The organism is Escherichia sp. E4702 (genome assembly GCF_963883545.1).
In the GTDB taxonomy this organism is placed as follows: domain Bacteria; phylum Pseudomonadota; class Gammaproteobacteria; order Enterobacterales; family Enterobacteriaceae; genus Escherichia.
On record NZ_CAWORF010000023.1, the window covers coordinates 75,197 to 90,028 of the forward strand.

16 protein-coding genes are annotated in these 14,832 nt (G+C 52.1%); all 16 read right to left on the reverse strand.

All coding sequences use genetic code 11. The annotated features are described in order from the left end of the window. Window positions 1–89: 89 nt before the first annotated feature. The 16 genes from fieF to AACU94_RS15880 all read right to left on the reverse strand — a co-directional run bounded on the left by fieF (window position 90) and on the right by AACU94_RS15880 (window position 14,789). Window positions 90–992 (reverse strand): CDF family cation-efflux transporter FieF, encoded by a 903-nt coding sequence (gene fieF / locus AACU94_RS15805; RefSeq protein WP_064530279.1) that lies wholly within the window; start codon window positions 990–992, stop codon window positions 90–92. Window positions 993–1,227: 235 nt separating this feature from the next. After that, entirely contained in the window at window positions 1,228–1,446 is a 219-nt protein-coding gene (gene ogrK, locus AACU94_RS15810; RefSeq protein ID WP_000468308.1) for a prophage transcriptional regulator OgrK, read from the reverse strand. Window positions 1,447–1,527: 81 nt separating this feature from the next. After that, window positions 1,528–2,691 (reverse strand): phage late control D family protein, encoded by a 1,164-nt coding sequence (locus AACU94_RS15815; protein WP_135488461.1) that lies wholly within the window; start codon window positions 2,689–2,691, stop codon window positions 1,528–1,530. Then, entirely contained in the window at window positions 2,691–3,170 is a 480-nt protein-coding gene (locus AACU94_RS15820) for a phage tail protein (RefSeq protein ID WP_135488462.1), read from the reverse strand. Before AACU94_RS15820 ends, AACU94_RS15815 begins: the two co-directional genes overlap by 1 nt. A 14-nt stretch (window positions 3,171–3,184) precedes the next feature. After that, the gene (locus AACU94_RS15825; protein WP_135488463.1) at window positions 3,185–5,632 is read right to left on the reverse strand and encodes a phage tail tape measure protein; all 2,448 of its coding nucleotides are present in this window, start codon (window positions 5,630–5,632) and stop codon (window positions 3,185–3,187) included. Then, window positions 5,625–5,780, reverse strand: a complete 156-nt coding sequence (locus AACU94_RS15830; RefSeq protein ID WP_000143830.1) for a GpE family phage tail protein — start codon at window positions 5,778–5,780, stop codon at window positions 5,625–5,627. The genes AACU94_RS15825 and AACU94_RS15830 overlap by 8 nt, the downstream gene beginning before the upstream one ends. Continuing rightward, a complete protein-coding gene (locus AACU94_RS15835; protein ID WP_001031303.1) occupies window positions 5,777–6,052 on the reverse strand; it encodes a phage tail assembly protein in 276 nt (91 codons plus the stop codon). The genes AACU94_RS15830 and AACU94_RS15835 overlap by 4 nt, the downstream gene beginning before the upstream one ends. Window positions 6,053–6,108: 56 nt before the next feature. Continuing rightward, the gene (locus AACU94_RS15840; protein ID WP_001251408.1) at window positions 6,109–6,627 is read right to left on the reverse strand and encodes a phage major tail tube protein; all 519 of its coding nucleotides are present in this window, start codon (window positions 6,625–6,627) and stop codon (window positions 6,109–6,111) included. 12 nt (window positions 6,628–6,639) lie between these two features. After that, complete coding sequence (locus AACU94_RS15845; RefSeq protein WP_001286727.1) at window positions 6,640–7,830, reverse strand: phage tail sheath protein; 1,191 nt, start codon at window positions 7,828–7,830, stop codon at window positions 6,640–6,642. Between the two features lie 366 nt (window positions 7,831–8,196). Continuing rightward, entirely contained in the window at window positions 8,197–8,901 is a 705-nt protein-coding gene (locus AACU94_RS15850; protein WP_135488464.1) for a DUF4145 domain-containing protein, read from the reverse strand. A 259-nt stretch (window positions 8,902–9,160) separates the two neighbouring features. After that, window positions 9,161–9,739, reverse strand: a complete 579-nt coding sequence (locus tag AACU94_RS15855) for a tail fiber assembly protein (RefSeq protein ID WP_038809054.1) — start codon at window positions 9,737–9,739, stop codon at window positions 9,161–9,163. Beyond that, on the reverse strand, window positions 9,739–12,363 hold the full coding sequence (locus AACU94_RS15860) for a phage tail-collar fiber domain-containing protein (RefSeq protein ID WP_135488465.1): 2,625 nt from the start codon (window positions 12,361–12,363) through the stop codon (window positions 9,739–9,741). The genes AACU94_RS15855 and AACU94_RS15860 overlap by 1 nt, the downstream gene beginning before the upstream one ends. Before the next feature lie 10 nt (window positions 12,364–12,373). Then, window positions 12,374–12,904, reverse strand: a complete 531-nt coding sequence (locus AACU94_RS15865; protein ID WP_001576666.1) for a phage tail protein I — start codon at window positions 12,902–12,904, stop codon at window positions 12,374–12,376. Beyond that, complete coding sequence (locus AACU94_RS15870; RefSeq protein WP_135488466.1) at window positions 12,897–13,805, reverse strand: baseplate assembly protein; 909 nt, start codon at window positions 13,803–13,805, stop codon at window positions 12,897–12,899. Before AACU94_RS15870 ends, AACU94_RS15865 begins: the two co-directional genes overlap by 8 nt. A 4-nt stretch (window positions 13,806–13,809) precedes the next feature. Further along, entirely contained in the window at window positions 13,810–14,157 is a 348-nt protein-coding gene (locus AACU94_RS15875; protein WP_000127163.1) for a GPW/gp25 family protein, read from the reverse strand. Further along, complete coding sequence (locus tag AACU94_RS15880) at window positions 14,154–14,789, reverse strand: phage baseplate assembly protein V (RefSeq protein WP_001576664.1); 636 nt, start codon at window positions 14,787–14,789, stop codon at window positions 14,154–14,156. Before AACU94_RS15880 ends, AACU94_RS15875 begins: the two co-directional genes overlap by 4 nt. Window positions 14,790–14,832 lie beyond the last annotated feature (43 nt).

The following is a 14,832-nucleotide window of genomic DNA, read 5'->3' on the forward strand; positions in this document are numbered from 1 at the left end:
AACAATCACTTCCTGCTGAATTGATTCAGGTCAGGCCAAATGGCGGTATTTTATACACAAAATGCGGGTCTGGCTCTCTTTTGTACGGATTATGAAAGCGTAGACCGTTTACTCTCCCTGGGTACGACGGAACAAGGATCTTGATGGATAATCACATCTGAACCTGGAAAACGCCGTAAAATAGCCTGCTCTACCTGATCCGCCACCATATGTGCCTGAACCAAAGGCAGAGAGTCTTCCATTTCCAAATGAATCTGAATAAAGCGGGTCGGCCCTGACTGCCGCGTGCGAAGATCGTGAGCGCCGCTAACTCCCGGCCAGGAAGTCACGATATCAATAATTTCCTGTCGTTCGCCATCGGGCAGCGCGCGATCCAATAATGACTGGACCGCCTCATACCCCATGCGTAACGCGCTATATAAAATATAGATGCCGATTCCCAAAGCAAACAGGGCATCAGCACGATGCCAGCCGTACCAGGACAATCCCAGCGCCAGCAAAATCGCGCCGTTCATCATAACATCAGACTGATAATGTAGCATATCTGCCCGCACTGCCTGGCTTTGCGTCCGGCGAACGACCCAACGCTGAAACGAGACAAGAATAATCGTACAAATTAGCGCCACAATAGTCACGATAACCCCAACACCCGGGTCTTTCATCGGTGTCGGAGAAACCAAATGCTGAATACCGGTCAAAAACAGGAACAGCGCGGAGCCGGAGATAAACATACTTTGCGCCAGCGCGGCGAGCGATTCAGCTTTACCGTGACCAAAGGAGTGATTATCGTCGGCAGGTTGTAGTGAGTAACGCACGACCAATAAGTTAGTTAATGACGCACCGATATCCACCAGCGAATCCACCAGCGCAGCGAGAATACTCACTGAGCCGGTATACCACCATGCAAAAATTTTAATCAGTAATAATAGCGAAGCCATCGCCGTTGCAGCAATCGCCGCCCGACTAACCAGCTGCCCATAAGATTGATTCATAAATACTCCCGCTATCAACTGACGGTAGTATAACGGATGCAAATCATCTGCAATGCATCAAGTAACAGGCAAATTGCGGATAAAAAAAACCCCCACATCATGTGGGGGAAGACAGGGATGGTGTCACAAAAAAGCACCTAACCTGATGATATAAATGGATTTATGTCAACCACTGTCCACATAGCGTCCACATCGACCATAAATAAGCCCCTCAACGGAGGGGCTATTTTTGTGATCACATCCACATAATTTGCTGCCCTGACGGCAACGGGTGCGGCCTTACGGCGTGGACTTCTCCCGGCTTCACGATGTATCGCTGTACCGACTCATAAGTGATGAACGTGGCGCTGCAATTCACGTTCTGACACTGGTGATAACGCTCTTTTGTCGTGTCAGTGATATAGCGGCTTGTACGCGCATGTGCGGCATGCTGGCATAAAGGACAATGAAACATCGCGAGCACCTCTTCCGGTTTTTTTAATGGTGCCATTTTAGTTAATTTATCCTTATAAAACAAACAGATAAAAACAAAACATCACTCATCATCTTCTGTTTCATACTCCACATCAGAAAGCCTGACCTCAAGCTCTAAGGACGTCGTGAAGCCGCTATTATTCAGAAAATGTGTCACCTTAGTGATTGTCCAGTCCTGCTCGTCTATGACGCGCTTAAAGCCTGACACTTTGACCGGTGTTTCCGTGTAAATATCTGCCCGACCGGTAGCCAGGCTGATGGAGAACTCCGCAACGCCCCGTTGCAGTTTATCCCACTTCGCCTGAGCGGCACGCATGGCCTGCGCTTTTGTGGCATATACCGTGGTCAGGGCAAAAACGTTGTCAGCCTCACCGGCCATGTATTCACCTTCGCGCGCTTCCGGTACTTTTGGCGCTTTCTTCTGCGTGACCGGTTTCGCTTTCGGGTGCTCCAGTGCGCGCAGGTGTTTCTCTTTCTTTTTGCGTTTCAGTTTTACCTTCTGCTTTTGCGGCTTCGGGTCTTTGGTATGTAACCACTTTGCCGTTACGCCGGTGTAAGCTCCACGGTCAGCAATCGCAAAATGATGACGGTCGCCGTCGCTGCGGGTGAGGGTAATCTGCGGGATTTTTTTACCGCTGGCCGTCACCCCCTGCCCCGCTTTGAGAAACAGCAGTTTTCCCATTTTTACCGACACCTCACCGCCGTTGCGTTCAGCAAGGCGGGTCAGGAATTTCGCATCAGACTCCTGCGACTGGTCGATGTGCGGAATTTTAATTCCGGCCAGTGACGGAGCGACACTGGCTTCCAGCCTGTTACGGGAGGCTATCGCTTCAACAATCGCACCGAGCGTGGTGTCATGCCAGGAGCCTTCCCGGCGGGTATTGAGCGTCCCGCGAAAATCTGCACTCCGGGCGCGGATGGTGACCACATCCGGCGCGCCCCGGTGTTCTATCTCATCAACGGTGAATTTCCCTTTGCATACCAGGGCAAAACCTTTCCAGCCGATATACACCGTCAGGACAGCGCCACGAACCGGCAGCCCGACCTGCCCGTCGGCATCGTTCAGTTCAATATCAAGCTGGTCAGCCTCAAAGCCCCGGTTATCCGTCAGGGTCATGCTCATCAGACGGTCGCTGATATTACCGGTAATATCCCTGCTGTCGAGCATCAGCATGTAATCCGGCGTCAGCGTACTGCCTGCATCAAATGTCAGCGCATCCAGCATTATCCCGCCCCCGTCATACCCGTGAATCTGGTCGCCATACTGCCAGCCTTACCGATGAGCGATTCCGCCTGTTTACCGATATCGCCATAAAGCGCGGCCAGTGATTCATCAACGCGGGTGAGCGACAGCGTAAAATCAATTTTCCGGGGTGTGCCGTCTGCAAAGAAAATACTCCCTGTTTCACTCACCTTGCTGATGACATACATGCCGTAAATCATGCCGGTGCCATCCAGCAACGGCCACGCCCGACCTTCCTCTGCCATCAGCCTGAGCGTGGTCATCGTCAGCTTTCCGCCGGTCAGTTCGGGATAAAGCACACCGGCCAGCGTCATGTTTTCCTCACCAACACCGAGAAACTGGTAGGCATCCCGTTTACCGATACGGGAATTTGACGGCCAGCGATAATCTGATTCACGCTGCATGGTCTGGTGTGGCAACGTCTGGCGCATAAAAACAAGCATACCTAACGCGAGCATCATTTTTCGTCACCTCCTTAACCGTCATACATCATGCTGGCACGGGCGCGCGCACGTTTATCCCGCTCGTATTTTTCGAGCGCATCCTGTAACTGGCGGTCAAGCTGTGTCCCCGGCGCAGTACCCCCCGTCAGGCTGATGTGATATTCGTTTTTACTCTGGTCTACATAAGAGCGGCCAGCCGGTGCCGTGACCGGCTGATAAGCCTGATAACCTGCATAAGAGCTGGTCGCCGGAATATAACCACCGCTGCCATACGTGGCGGCTTGAGTTCTGGCGGCGGTCTGGTCAAGTGTGTCTGACTCTTTGTTGATGACACCGAGTTTTTCCAGTACCCAGTCAATACCGCTGCGCAGTTTGTTGAACGCATTAAGCGGCAGCATCAGCGCGTCAGCCAGTGCCTGCCCGAACATGACGCCCGTGTCACGGCAACGGTTCAGCGCGTCCTGAGTGGCTTTGACCGGGGCAATCAGGTTTTTAAACCACTGCCACGCGGCCTGTAACTTTTCGCCCAGCCAGTCAAACACCGGCTTCAGTGGCGTGAACAGTTCCCCCACCGGCGCAAATGCCGCTTTCAGCCCTTCCACCACACCGCCAAAGAATGCGCTGACAGGCTCCCAGTATTTACGGATAAGTAACGCCCCGGCGACAATGGCGGCCACCACGGCCACAACCGGCCAGCTAATCGCCCCGATGGCCGTCATAACAGCACTGCCAACCGTCGTGAAGATTGCACCCATTGCGCCTGCTGCCGCGATGATGGCATTGATGCCGGTGATAACCGGCCAGGCTACGAGGCCAATGGCACCGATGACACCAATCAGTGCCAGTGCACCACCGACAATGATGCCGATGGTTGACGCCAGTGATTTGTTTTTCTGGATCCAGCCGTCGAGTTTTAACACATACTTTGTGGCCGTCTGCGTGAGCTTACGCAGTGCGCCTTCCTGCTGGTCAAACAGGTCAGTCCCCACAGACTCATAAGCGGACTGAAACTCCTTAAAGTCACCGCCGAGGTTGTCCTGCATGATTTTAACCAGCTCTGCGGTCTTTCCGTCTGAGGCTTTAAACGCAGCGGTCAGTTTGTCCAGCTTTCCGGTTGAGGCGGCAGTCATCAGCACGGCGGCGGCTGAACTGGCCTCCTCCCCGAAAATGGTTTTCATATATTCAGCCTGCTGGGCAGTACCGAGCCGGTTTTTCTCAAAACTGGCCTGCATTTCTTTCAGAATGGTAAATATTGGTCGGGTGTTTCCCTTGCTGTCTGAAGTTTTCACTCCAAGCTCTTTCAGTGCATCCCATGCTTTTCCCGTCGGTGCCTGCAGGCGGCTTAACACGGCACGACTTCCCGTCCCCGCCATTGAGCCTGTGATTTTTGCATCATGCAGCGCCCCGACCATTGCGGCGGTTTCTTCAATGCTGACACCGGCATTTTTTGCCACAGGTGCGGCATAGGTCAGCGCATCGCTCATACCGTCAAAATCGGCGGCGGTTTTGTTCATCGTCATGGAGAGAACATCCCCGATATGAGCGACCTTATCGTTTGAAAGCTGAAAGGCAGATTTCATCCCCATCAGCAGGGCGGCGTTTTCTTCCATCGTGCGGCGGTTCGCCAGCGCCATATTCAGCGTGACCGGAGTTGCCGCCTGAATGGCATCAACATCCCCACCGGCTTTCGCAATAATAATCTGCGCACCGGCTGCATCATCCGCCGAGGCGGCGGTATTATCGCCGAGCTGGCGCGCCTGCTTGCGGAGCGCGGCCATTTCGGCGGAGTCTTTTGCCACACCCAGCACGGCCTGCAATTCTGAGTTTTTCTGCGCAAACTCATAACCGGGCATCAGCAGCTTAACTCCGGCCATCGTTCCCGCAGCCGCAATCCCCACACCGGCAGCGCCCACTGAGGCCATATTTCCAGCCAGTTCCTTTCCGGCCTGATAACGCTGTTTGACTGCGTTAAGTTTTGCCTGTTGTGCACTGACACGCGCCAGCGCGTCACGCTGACGGTTAAGCTGTGCGGTGGTCTCACTGATACGGTTTTTCAGTCCCTGCTCATCATGTGCAAGATTGCGGGTATTAATTCCCACAGCGGCCAGTTCCCGCTGCTGGCGCTTAACGGAATCCGTCAGGCGGTTATATTTCGCCTGTAAGTCCTCCGCCGCACGCTTTGCGGATTCCAGCACTTTCGCCTGAGCACGGGTCGGACGTTCGGTGTTTTTAAACTGTGTGGCAAGGGCTTCGGCTTCCTGCCGAGCCTTTTCAAGTGCATGACCAGTCACGGCGAGCTGTGCACTGGTCTTGCGGAATCCCTCAATACGGGATGCGTGACCGTTCAGCTCGCGCAGTGATTTTTGTGTTTCCCGGATATCCCCCGACAGCGACTTGCTCGCTGTGCGGATGGATTTAAACGGGCGGGATGCCTGGTCAACAGCCCTGAGCAATACCTGTAATTTTACATTGTTACTCATTCGTGTTTCCGCTTCGCCGGAGCGCCTTTTCGCGCCATGTGATGAGTTCGGTCAGGCTCATGGGATACAGTTCTGATGGCGGCCAGTGAAATATCACTGCCACATCCGCCATCAGGTCATCGACCGACAGATTTTTCGGGAACGTCACTGCACCGAGTTCGGCGACAAAAAACCGACCACCTTACCGGCCAGCGCCACAAGGTCAGGCAGTTCCAGCGCGGCGACTTCCTGCTCGGTCAGCATCGGTGCCGTCATGCGCGGCAGCACCTTAATCAGTGCATCGACTTCGGAGTTTGCGACCGCTGCCAGACTGACACCGCGCAGCGTCCCGGCATTAGGTTTCATCAGCGTGACCTGTTCGATAACCTGCTCACCACGCTTGACCGGATTGTCCAGGGTAATCACATTTTCTTTGTTCATGGTTTTCTCACTTCTGAATCAGGGTTAACCGGTCAGCCAGGCTGACCGGATGAAAATCACAGGCCGATATTGCGGCGGTGTTGCTCCAGCCGGTCGACGCCGTTCACCTTCTCAATCATGTTGATGGTGTCAATTTCGACCAGCTCCTTACCGTCCATCGTCAGCCGGAAATAGGTGCAGACCACGGAGATTTTCGACTCGGTGTCTTCTCCCTGTTTACCCTCGCCGGTGTCGATTTCTTTCTGACGGCCACGCATGACCACTTCGACGGCCACCGTTTCGCCGGTATCGTCACGCTGGTAAGAGCCTGCAAAACGAATCGGCACGGCATCCACACCGGTTGCGGCGTAAAGTTCCCAGATAACCGAATCCGGGAAGCCCCCGAGCGACCACTCCATTGACAGCGCATCGTCATCAAGGCCGAGGTCTACCGGTGCGCTGCCGTTCATCCCCGCACCGCGATAGTTTTCGAGCTTACGGGTCAGTTTTGGCAGCGTGACGGACTTCGCGACGCCCTGATAGCTGTAGCCGTTCAGAAAGACGTTCATTAACTTGAGTTTGCGCGGCATTGCCATCGGTCAGGCTCCTTAATTGCTGTTAACCGAGGTGACCAGATTTGCCAGGTATTTATCGGTAATACGCTGGCGCAGGGTCAGGTTTTCAAGAGGAGGCACCGGGGTATAGTCGTAGTCGATATACAGTTTTCCGGCCTTGAGGGTTTCCGCATCGTTGGATTCTTCGCTGAACCAGCAGGTCGCATCCACGATATAGCCGTTTGTTTTCAGCTCACGGAATTTGGCATTGATACCGTCAACGATGTCGCGAATCAGCGTTGCGGTGATGGGCTTGTCCACCGCCCACATGTGCGCCTCAGCCATCGTGTCGGCCAGCACCTGCGCGGTGCGGGTGTAGTTTTCAAAGAGGAACAGCGGGTCATCAGAGCAGGTACGGTTACCCCAGAATCGGAAACCGTCGCGGCGAATCAGCGTAGTGACGCCTGACTCGTTAAGCAGGTCAGCATCAGTGCCGGACTCCTGCAAATCCCAGAATACAGATGCGCTGATGCCGGTAACACCGTTTACCCCGACGTTGGACAGCGTTTTATGCCAGCCCTGCTCCTGGTCGATTTTAGCGCGCAGACCCAGCGCACGGGCGGTGGCATACGCGGTGGCGGTGGTGCTGGTGACCGTATCCCATGCGAGGAAATCCGGCCAGATGACCATCAGCTCACGCTGGCTGAAATTCTGGCGGTAGGCTTTCACCTCGGAAATGGTTTTACAGCCCCATGCGCTGATATACCCGAAAGCGCGCAGCTTCTGACAGACAGATGCCAGTGCAACAGCCACCTCTTTGGTGTCCAGTCCCGGTACGCCGAGAATACGCGGTTTAACACCGGTTACCGACTCCGCCGCCAGCAGGGCTTTCAGTCCGGTGTACTGACCGTTTTCGTCGGTGGTGCCGATGATATTGGAAACGGTCTGCGCGAGTTTCGTTTCTTCGTCTTCGCCGGTGCCGTCTTCCACGCGCACGACAACGGTGACTGGTTTTGACTGGTCAGCGATGGCCTGCAATGACGCCGCCAGCGTGCCTTTTTTACCTGCCTTTGCAATTGCGCTCTGCACATTGGTAATCAGCACCGGTTTATTGAGGGGGAAGGTTTCCGCATCCGCATCGCTGGCCGTACAGACCATGCCGACAATGGCAGTGGATACGGTGGAAATGACGCGGGTGCCGTCGTTAATCTCCAGCACCTGCACGCCGTGATGATAATCACTCATCCGTTTAACTCCGTGGTTAATGGGTGAGTGGTATTTTCAGTTGTGCAGGGCAAGAGACGCTATTTGACCTGGCTGGTCAGTGGATGAAACAACAGATAAAGAAAAGAGTGGCAATCAGCCCACCTGTCTTTATCTGTACTTACTCAGTTTCCAACTGAAAATTTATATAGCCAGAACACTAGACTATGAATCACTCGCAGAGCGTTTTAACCAGTGTTACGTCCACAGGCTGAACTCACAGTGAAAAGCAAATAGGGGATATTTTCCTCGTTTAAATGTTCAGTCAGGTCATTGCAAAAATCATGCACCACTGGAGTTAACCAGAGCCAAGATATAATCTCTTAGCTCTATTTACATTTAGGTACATTATTTTTGTTTTTTTGGTGGCCTTGAGTGTTTTTCCGGTAATTTTTCTACGATTTTAAAAATGTTATTATCTTTTAGTACTGTTCGCATTACAAAGCTTTCTATAACAGCCAAAAGCGATTTAAATTCATCTTCGTTCGGTGCCCATGCCCTATGTGCAGCTGAGTTGCCAGCTTCAGTTACAATTTTAAGTTGCTCTTTTTCTTTTTCCCCGATAAAACCTTCATCTTTGAGAATATCAACTTTCTGGCTTAATGTATATCCAGGGTGAATATCCAGAACCTCAACGGTTCTGTCAAAAATAGTTCTAAGCCCAATTGCCGCCAAAATGAATGATTTATTTTGAAATGCGATATACATTTCGTTCATTATTACATATAGCTGATAATCTTTGCTTAGCACCTCACCAAACCAATCAGGTCTAATTTCTTCCTGCTCTTGAGTAGGATATATTGATATATGTTCGTTATATATCATAAAATCATGCCCCGACCCATCTCTTTCTATGTCGTAATCTTCACTGTGACGGGACTTTATATATGTAAATACTCCATCACACCCCATACACTCTAATAAATTATATTCACTCTCAGCCCAAAAGTAGTCATCCCCATCATTTTTACTCCACTCTCTTTTTGTATGACCTATTGTGAGACAATTTTTTTCACCTTTACAGTATGGGCAAGGCGCTTTAATTTTTTCCATGATAATTATTTTCCGCTTGAGTTAACATCGATACAGCATACATGCAAATAGGTTACAAATGATAACTTGACTGTATGTTTTACCACAATAATGTTTATGTGAAGTAGTTACAAGCATCCCTTTTTCTTTTACCGTAGATTATTTGCATTTATTAACACTGAGTTGGGGCATAATTTCCGCATTTGGCACAGGGCAGACCGCCAGATTGGGTTCTACACTGTGCTATAGATGCGTAACCCCACACCAGATCTAATACGATTTATTGTGGCATTTCCGGCCATTCTATATCCGGAGCATTTTCCGGCTGAACGCGATTCAGTAGCACACGGTATTTTTTCCAGTGTGTCAGGCTTAACTTTTCTTCCTCGGTAGCCATATCTAAATCGACAGCATCCTGCAGCGTGGCAATAATTTCACCTGCATATGCAATCAGCTCTTTCTTCTGAGAGTCAGCCGCTCTGACAAGCGCATCACGCTCTGCATTCTCATCATTCACCCACGCATTTCCGTCCCATTTCTGATAATCCCCATCCGGGGAAATGGCTGTCACGTCTGGAGGTAATGCGCCAAGTTCAGAAATATAAATGGCTGCTCCCGTTTTCGTTTCGTAGACAGTCTTTCCGCGATGATCTTCCATCAACTCCCATTTCATTTCATCTGCATTGAAAACGGCTGCATAACCAGCCGGTATATCAGGCGGCGCAATATCTGTACTGTTTGCAGGCAGACCTGTATACGGTGGAATATACGCGTCACTTTCCCCAATAAATTCATTGGTTCCATCAAGTAAATTAAATACGCGGATAGTTTGTGCTTCTGCACTCATTCTGAAAGCCATTATGCAAGCCTCACAATATAGTTAAATGCGATGTTTTTGACGGTGTTTTCTGTATTACCTGTAGCATTAACGGTAATAGAGTGCCCGTGTGAGCCAATAGCAACCGTGTGTGAATGTGCACCAATACCAACCGTATGATTATGTGCACCAATATCTACCGTGTGGGCATGATTCCCGGCAGCTCCTGATGTGCCATTAAACGATGGGTTGTCAAAGCCTGTTTTACCGGTTTCACCATTAGTATTGGCATTCCCTCTGTAAATGGTATGTGTATGGTTACCAGTGGTATTAGTGGTTTTTGTTCCGTAGTTAAACGTACTGACTGTCTTCGTCCCGTAATCAAACGAACTGGTTGTTTTCGTTCCCAAATCCGTATTTGACGCACTGGCACTGTGAGTATGCGATTTAATCCCGTCCTGTTCCTGTGACAATACGGCACGCCCACTGGCGGGTTTGCCCTTGATTGTCCAGCCGCGCATATCAGGAATAACACCAGAAGGATAGGCTATAGCCAGTTTCGGATATGCTGCCTTATCAAACGTCTGCCCCTGCATGATTGCATAGCCTGCAGGTGGTGTATCTGATGGCCACGGCAGCGGAACACCAGGCGGAAACGCTTCAATATTTGCCGAGCCGTCAAATTTTACGCCGTTAATTGTCCTTGCCGTTTTCAGCTTTGTTGCTGTAGCCGCATTGCCGGACAGTTCACCAGAAAGGCCTGCACTGAATGTCTGTTTTGCCTCCCATGTCTGGGCTTCGTCGATAATTGGTAGCCGACGAATATTGAAGCTACGCTCCCCAGGATTGCCATATAAGCGGACTGTAAAAAAACGATAGTTGGTTTTGTTTGAAGTGCTGCGCCATACCTGCATTGAACGGGCGACACCTCCGCCTTCACTGGGGCCAACAGTGATATTTATCAGGTTAGTATCAATGACGCCCCATTCCATCCCATCGGGAATATTGGTCATATCTGAAAGCCTGACAGTTATCATGCTGCCCGGTATAAAGTCGTAGGTCTGCCAGTCCAGACTGGATAACCTGTCGGTAACACCGCCGACACCTAATTTAGTGAGTAATGATTTTGAGTTGTATACTTCCGCCCATTCCCCCCAGTCAGTTTCACCGCTGGCGCGGGTTCGCTGAAATGTCCGGTTTTTATAGGCATCCGTTGCTGAAACAGTCGTATATGTCTGGATATACGATTCAATATCACAACGTTTTTTCACCTCAACTATTGAGCCAACAGCAAGATCTTTAGAGTCGGTGACAGGTGCATTTGTGGCCTGTTTCGTGACGCTATAAATACCAGGCTTTAAAAGGTCATCAAGATCCCCTGAATAAGTCCATCCCGTGGACTGATACCCAACAGCAATCCAGTCCTCCCATTGTGGATTTTCTGCATCCCATGAGGCTGTCAGTCCGCGAATGTACATAGTCCCACTACGGGTGGTATAACGTTGCATCCTCCCATACAGACCGCCTTCAAAGACTTCCAGAATACCCTGTCCAAAACTCCCTTCCTCCGGGAAATGACGGTCAAATGAGGCTATTGATGTACTACTATTGCGCCATATTCCCAGGTGTTCCGCACCACCTAAAGAATTCAGGTCAATTGACGTGCTTAATGGGCGAGTCCCGCTTGTAATAACTCTCCATGCACTCCATACAGGACTGACAGGGTTCCATTCTGCATCAAGCATCCGAATGTAAATATTACCGGTTCGGGTGGTGTAGCGTTGTGTGCAGTGAAAGCGACCAGCATTGAATACTTCCAGAACCCCATTGCCTTTATCTTCAGGGTAACCAGACTCTGGTTTTGCAGTGGATTGTGACGGACATGACCACGTTCCAAGATATTTTTCTTCTGGGCCATAGGAATCAAGATTGTCAGTGGTTGGAATCATTCCATTGTGTTTCATAAACGTCAGGCTGGTAACGCCAATATTGTCCAGAAAAGCGCCCTTATCTGGAATATCGCCACCGTTCTGGTCTTTCTGCAGACGTTTCTCAGCATTGTCATAGGCTGCTTTTACTGCCTTTGGCGTTGCTGCCAGCTTTTCACTGGTGCTGTTTGTTGCACTGCTTAACTGAGTAAAACCTTTTTCTGTCAGCGTGGCGTCAGGATGGCGGCGGGACTGCTCATGCTCTGCGATTTTGTCATCGACGTAATCCTGCGTCGCCATCACTGTGCTGGCATCAATACTCAGCTCAACAGACGCCACGTTACTGACAATAATGACCATGCGGCAGGTCTGCGCACGCCCGGAGCCTTCAGCCAGTTCAGGCTTATAGCTTTCTGCCATGTTAGCGACCGCAATCAGTGTTCCGGCATCATCATACAGACCAAGTTCACGCATCCAGAAGCCGCCCACTTCTGGCGGTACAACCAGTTCAGCCACGATATAGTTTTTATTCTTGTTATCCACGCTGACTTTATTCAGAGCGTGACGCCAGACCTCATGCACCAGTTTCGTCTGACCGGCATCCGGCACCGGCAATTTGCCATTACCGTCACCCACGGCCATTGCAGACAGGTTTACTTTTTTCCCGCCGGGGACAGTGGCGGCTGCCAGCTTTGCGGCTCCGGCAGTAGTGATAACGGTTTTAAATTTCGTGCTCATTGTTTCTCACTTATCCGGGATAAACAGTAATAACATCACCATCACAGACCACACCGCCTGTATACAGATAGCCGGGAATGTCCTGGATAATGTTCAGACCGATAAGGTGGCGACTTGCGGGTTTGGCATCGGCAATCAGCCGTTCCATTTCCAGATACATCTCCTCCGTGATGCCGCTTTCCAGTACGCCGATATCAAGGCGGAAGGTTCCGGGCGGGTCGTTTGTCTCCCACCATTCCTTTACGTTAATGAGATAGCCGAGCGGCTCCACCACACGCCGGATTGCGCCGACAGTGCCTTTATGACAATGAATGAAATAGGCATCGCGGATAACGGCGCGTTTTGTCGCTTCCGGCCACTTTTCATCCCAGCGGTCAACCGAAAATGACCACGCCAGCCACGGCAGTAGATTTGCCGGGCAGGTGTCCGGGTTCCACAGCTCACGAATACTGACCGGCGTTTTTTCAATTTCCGCACAGGCTTTTGCGGCGGCGACTTCAAGCGGTGATGAGCCAGTCGGCAGCAGTCGCGAATCACTCATCCGAGCCTCCGGTCACGACGCTGTATTCGGTGCAGAAAGACGCCTGCGTACTGTTGAGCACAATGTCGGCCAGTGGTGCGGCCAGCTCGACACGCTGCACGCCTTCCACATGCAAAGCGGCATAAATGGCAGACAGACGGATGTCGCGCCCCAGCCGGTGCTGTGCCGTGATGTACGCTTCCAGTTTTTTCACGGCAGCAGCGCGGATGGGTTCGCTTTCGGGACCAGGGTAAAGGTAAAGCGTGGCGTTTATCTGGTATTCAACAATGGCGGCAGACTGCACGGTCACGCGGTCGGCCACCGGCCTGACGTCCTCGCCATTAAGGGCGTTACGCACCACCGCCAGCAGGTCTTCGGATGCCACACCGTTATTTTCACGTGACAGCACAGAGATGGTGACGCAGGCCGGAGACGGACTGGTGACAGAGATATCCGCGACACGCCCATCGGCACTGCGACCATGATACTGATAGGCTCCCACCGACCCGGCGACGCTTAAACCTTCAAACGCCTGCTGAATACGCAGACGATAATCGGTGTCAGACTCCATCACTGCCGGTGTCGGCGGGATGGTCGAATCATCTGCCGGGGTGATAGTCAGGCGCGTGGTGTTGTAATTGGCACCAATCACATCAAGGTCATTACCGGCTGCACAGGCCAGCATCACCGCCCGTGCAGCCTCATTCACACGCTGACGCCAGATAAGCTCACGATAAGCATTTTCCTCCAGCAGTTTGACGAGAGGCTCAGATTCCAGCGCCAGGGTACGGGCGACCGCCTCCTGCTGGTCTTCCGGGTAAAGGGAAATCAGTGTCGCCTTGCGTTCAGCGAGAATGGTTTCAAAGTCCAGCTCCTCGACCACATCCGGTGCGGGTAGCTGGTTCAGGTCGATAATCGGCATGGTTTCAACTCACAGGGATGGTTAACGAAAGTGGCTGGCCGGTGTCGTTGTGCTGGCCGGTTAACGTGACCGTCATTCGACCGTCAAAACTGCGCGCCGTAGTGACGGATGACAGGGTGACGCGGGGTTCCCATTTCAGCACGGCCATGTAACAGGCGACCTTAATCTGCAACTCAAGCGCCGGGGTCTGCGGCTGGTCAATCATTGACGCCAGCAACGAGCCGTAATCACGACGCATCACCCGTGAGCCGACCGGTGTGCGCAGGATATCGCCGATACTCTGGCTGATATGCTCAAGGTCAGTGACAGTCAGGCCATCACTGCGATTCATTCCGAGATAACGCGCTGTCATAGAGGACTCCCGGTTGTGCCGCCGCTGTCGCCGGGGTGTTTATGGGTATGCAGTACCTTACCGTTTGATGAGAGTTCACCGCCGGTGTGTTCAATGTTGCCGCGCATCGTCCCGCCCTTCTGCACTTTCAGCGTGCCGGTAATCAGCCTGTTGGTGCAGACCACCTCCGGTGTGTCCAGGGTGATGCGGGTTGATGCTTTCACCATGACCACCGGCACCGTGGCAGTAACAGAATCAGAAGCCGTCACGCTGGCCGTTTTAATTCCGCTTACCGTGAGTGCACTGGTTTCGGGTTCATACTCAATCACCGCCCCGTCAGGGAAACGGATATGCAGGGCATCAGCCGACGCAGACGGCGCGGGGTTATCGCCGGAATAAATCCCCGGCAGAACAAACGCCGTGTCAAGTTCACCACCCACGGCCAGAATCAGCACCTGTTCCCCCACGGAAGGTGCCCACCATGTGCGCGAACGTCCTGCGCGATGGGTCAGCCACTGAAGCCAGTCGGTGCACATGCCGCCGGTCTGCACACGGCAGCGACCGGCGTTAAGGTCGGTTTCGACGATAATGCCGGTGCGGATCATGTTGCGCAGTGCGCGCGCGAGTTCCTGAATATTTGCGAGAGTGTTCATAACGGGAAGGATGCCGCCGGGTCATACCGGCGGCAATGTGACG

What these genes read in the sequence shown, in the direction of transcription:
- fieF (WP_064530279.1), bottom strand. Translation starts at nt 992, where the DNA reads ATGAATCAATCTTATGGGCAGCTGGTTAGTCGGGCGGCGATTGCTGCA.
- ogrK (WP_000468308.1), bottom strand. Translation starts at nt 1,446, where the DNA reads ATGTTTCATTGTCCTTTATGCCAGCATGCCGCACATGCGCGTACAAGC.
- AACU94_RS15815 (WP_135488461.1), bottom strand. Translation starts at nt 2,691, where the DNA reads ATGCTGGATGCGCTGACATTTGATGCAGGCAGTACGCTGACGCCGGAT.
- AACU94_RS15820 (WP_135488462.1), bottom strand. Translation starts at nt 3,170, where the DNA reads ATGATGCTCGCGTTAGGTATGCTTGTTTTTATGCGCCAGACGTTGCCA.
- AACU94_RS15825 (WP_135488463.1), bottom strand. Translation starts at nt 5,632, where the DNA reads ATGAGTAACAATGTAAAATTACAGGTATTGCTCAGGGCTGTTGACCAG.
- AACU94_RS15835 (WP_001031303.1), bottom strand. Translation starts at nt 6,052, where the DNA reads ATGAACAAAGAAAATGTGATTACCCTGGACAATCCGGTCAAGCGTGGT.
- AACU94_RS15840 (WP_001251408.1), bottom strand. Translation starts at nt 6,627, where the DNA reads ATGGCAATGCCGCGCAAACTCAAGTTAATGAACGTCTTTCTGAACGGC.
- AACU94_RS15845 (WP_001286727.1), bottom strand. Translation starts at nt 7,830, where the DNA reads ATGAGTGATTATCATCACGGCGTGCAGGTGCTGGAGATTAACGACGGC.
- AACU94_RS15850 (WP_135488464.1), bottom strand. Translation starts at nt 8,901, where the DNA reads ATGGAAAAAATTAAAGCGCCTTGCCCATACTGTAAAGGTGAAAAAAAT.
- AACU94_RS15855 (WP_038809054.1), bottom strand. Translation starts at nt 9,739, where the DNA reads ATGGCTTTCAGAATGAGTGCAGAAGCACAAACTATCCGCGTATTTAAT.
- AACU94_RS15860 (WP_135488465.1), bottom strand. Translation starts at nt 12,363, where the DNA reads ATGAGCACGAAATTTAAAACCGTTATCACTACTGCCGGAGCCGCAAAG.
- AACU94_RS15865 (WP_001576666.1), bottom strand. Translation starts at nt 12,904, where the DNA reads ATGAGTGATTCGCGACTGCTGCCGACTGGCTCATCACCGCTTGAAGTC.
- AACU94_RS15870 (WP_135488466.1), bottom strand. Translation starts at nt 13,805, where the DNA reads ATGCCGATTATCGACCTGAACCAGCTACCCGCACCGGATGTGGTCGAG.
- AACU94_RS15875 (WP_000127163.1), bottom strand. Translation starts at nt 14,157, where the DNA reads ATGACAGCGCGTTATCTCGGAATGAATCGCAGTGATGGCCTGACTGTC.
- AACU94_RS15880 (WP_001576664.1), bottom strand. Translation starts at nt 14,789, where the DNA reads ATGAACACTCTCGCAAATATTCAGGAACTCGCGCGCGCACTGCGCAAC.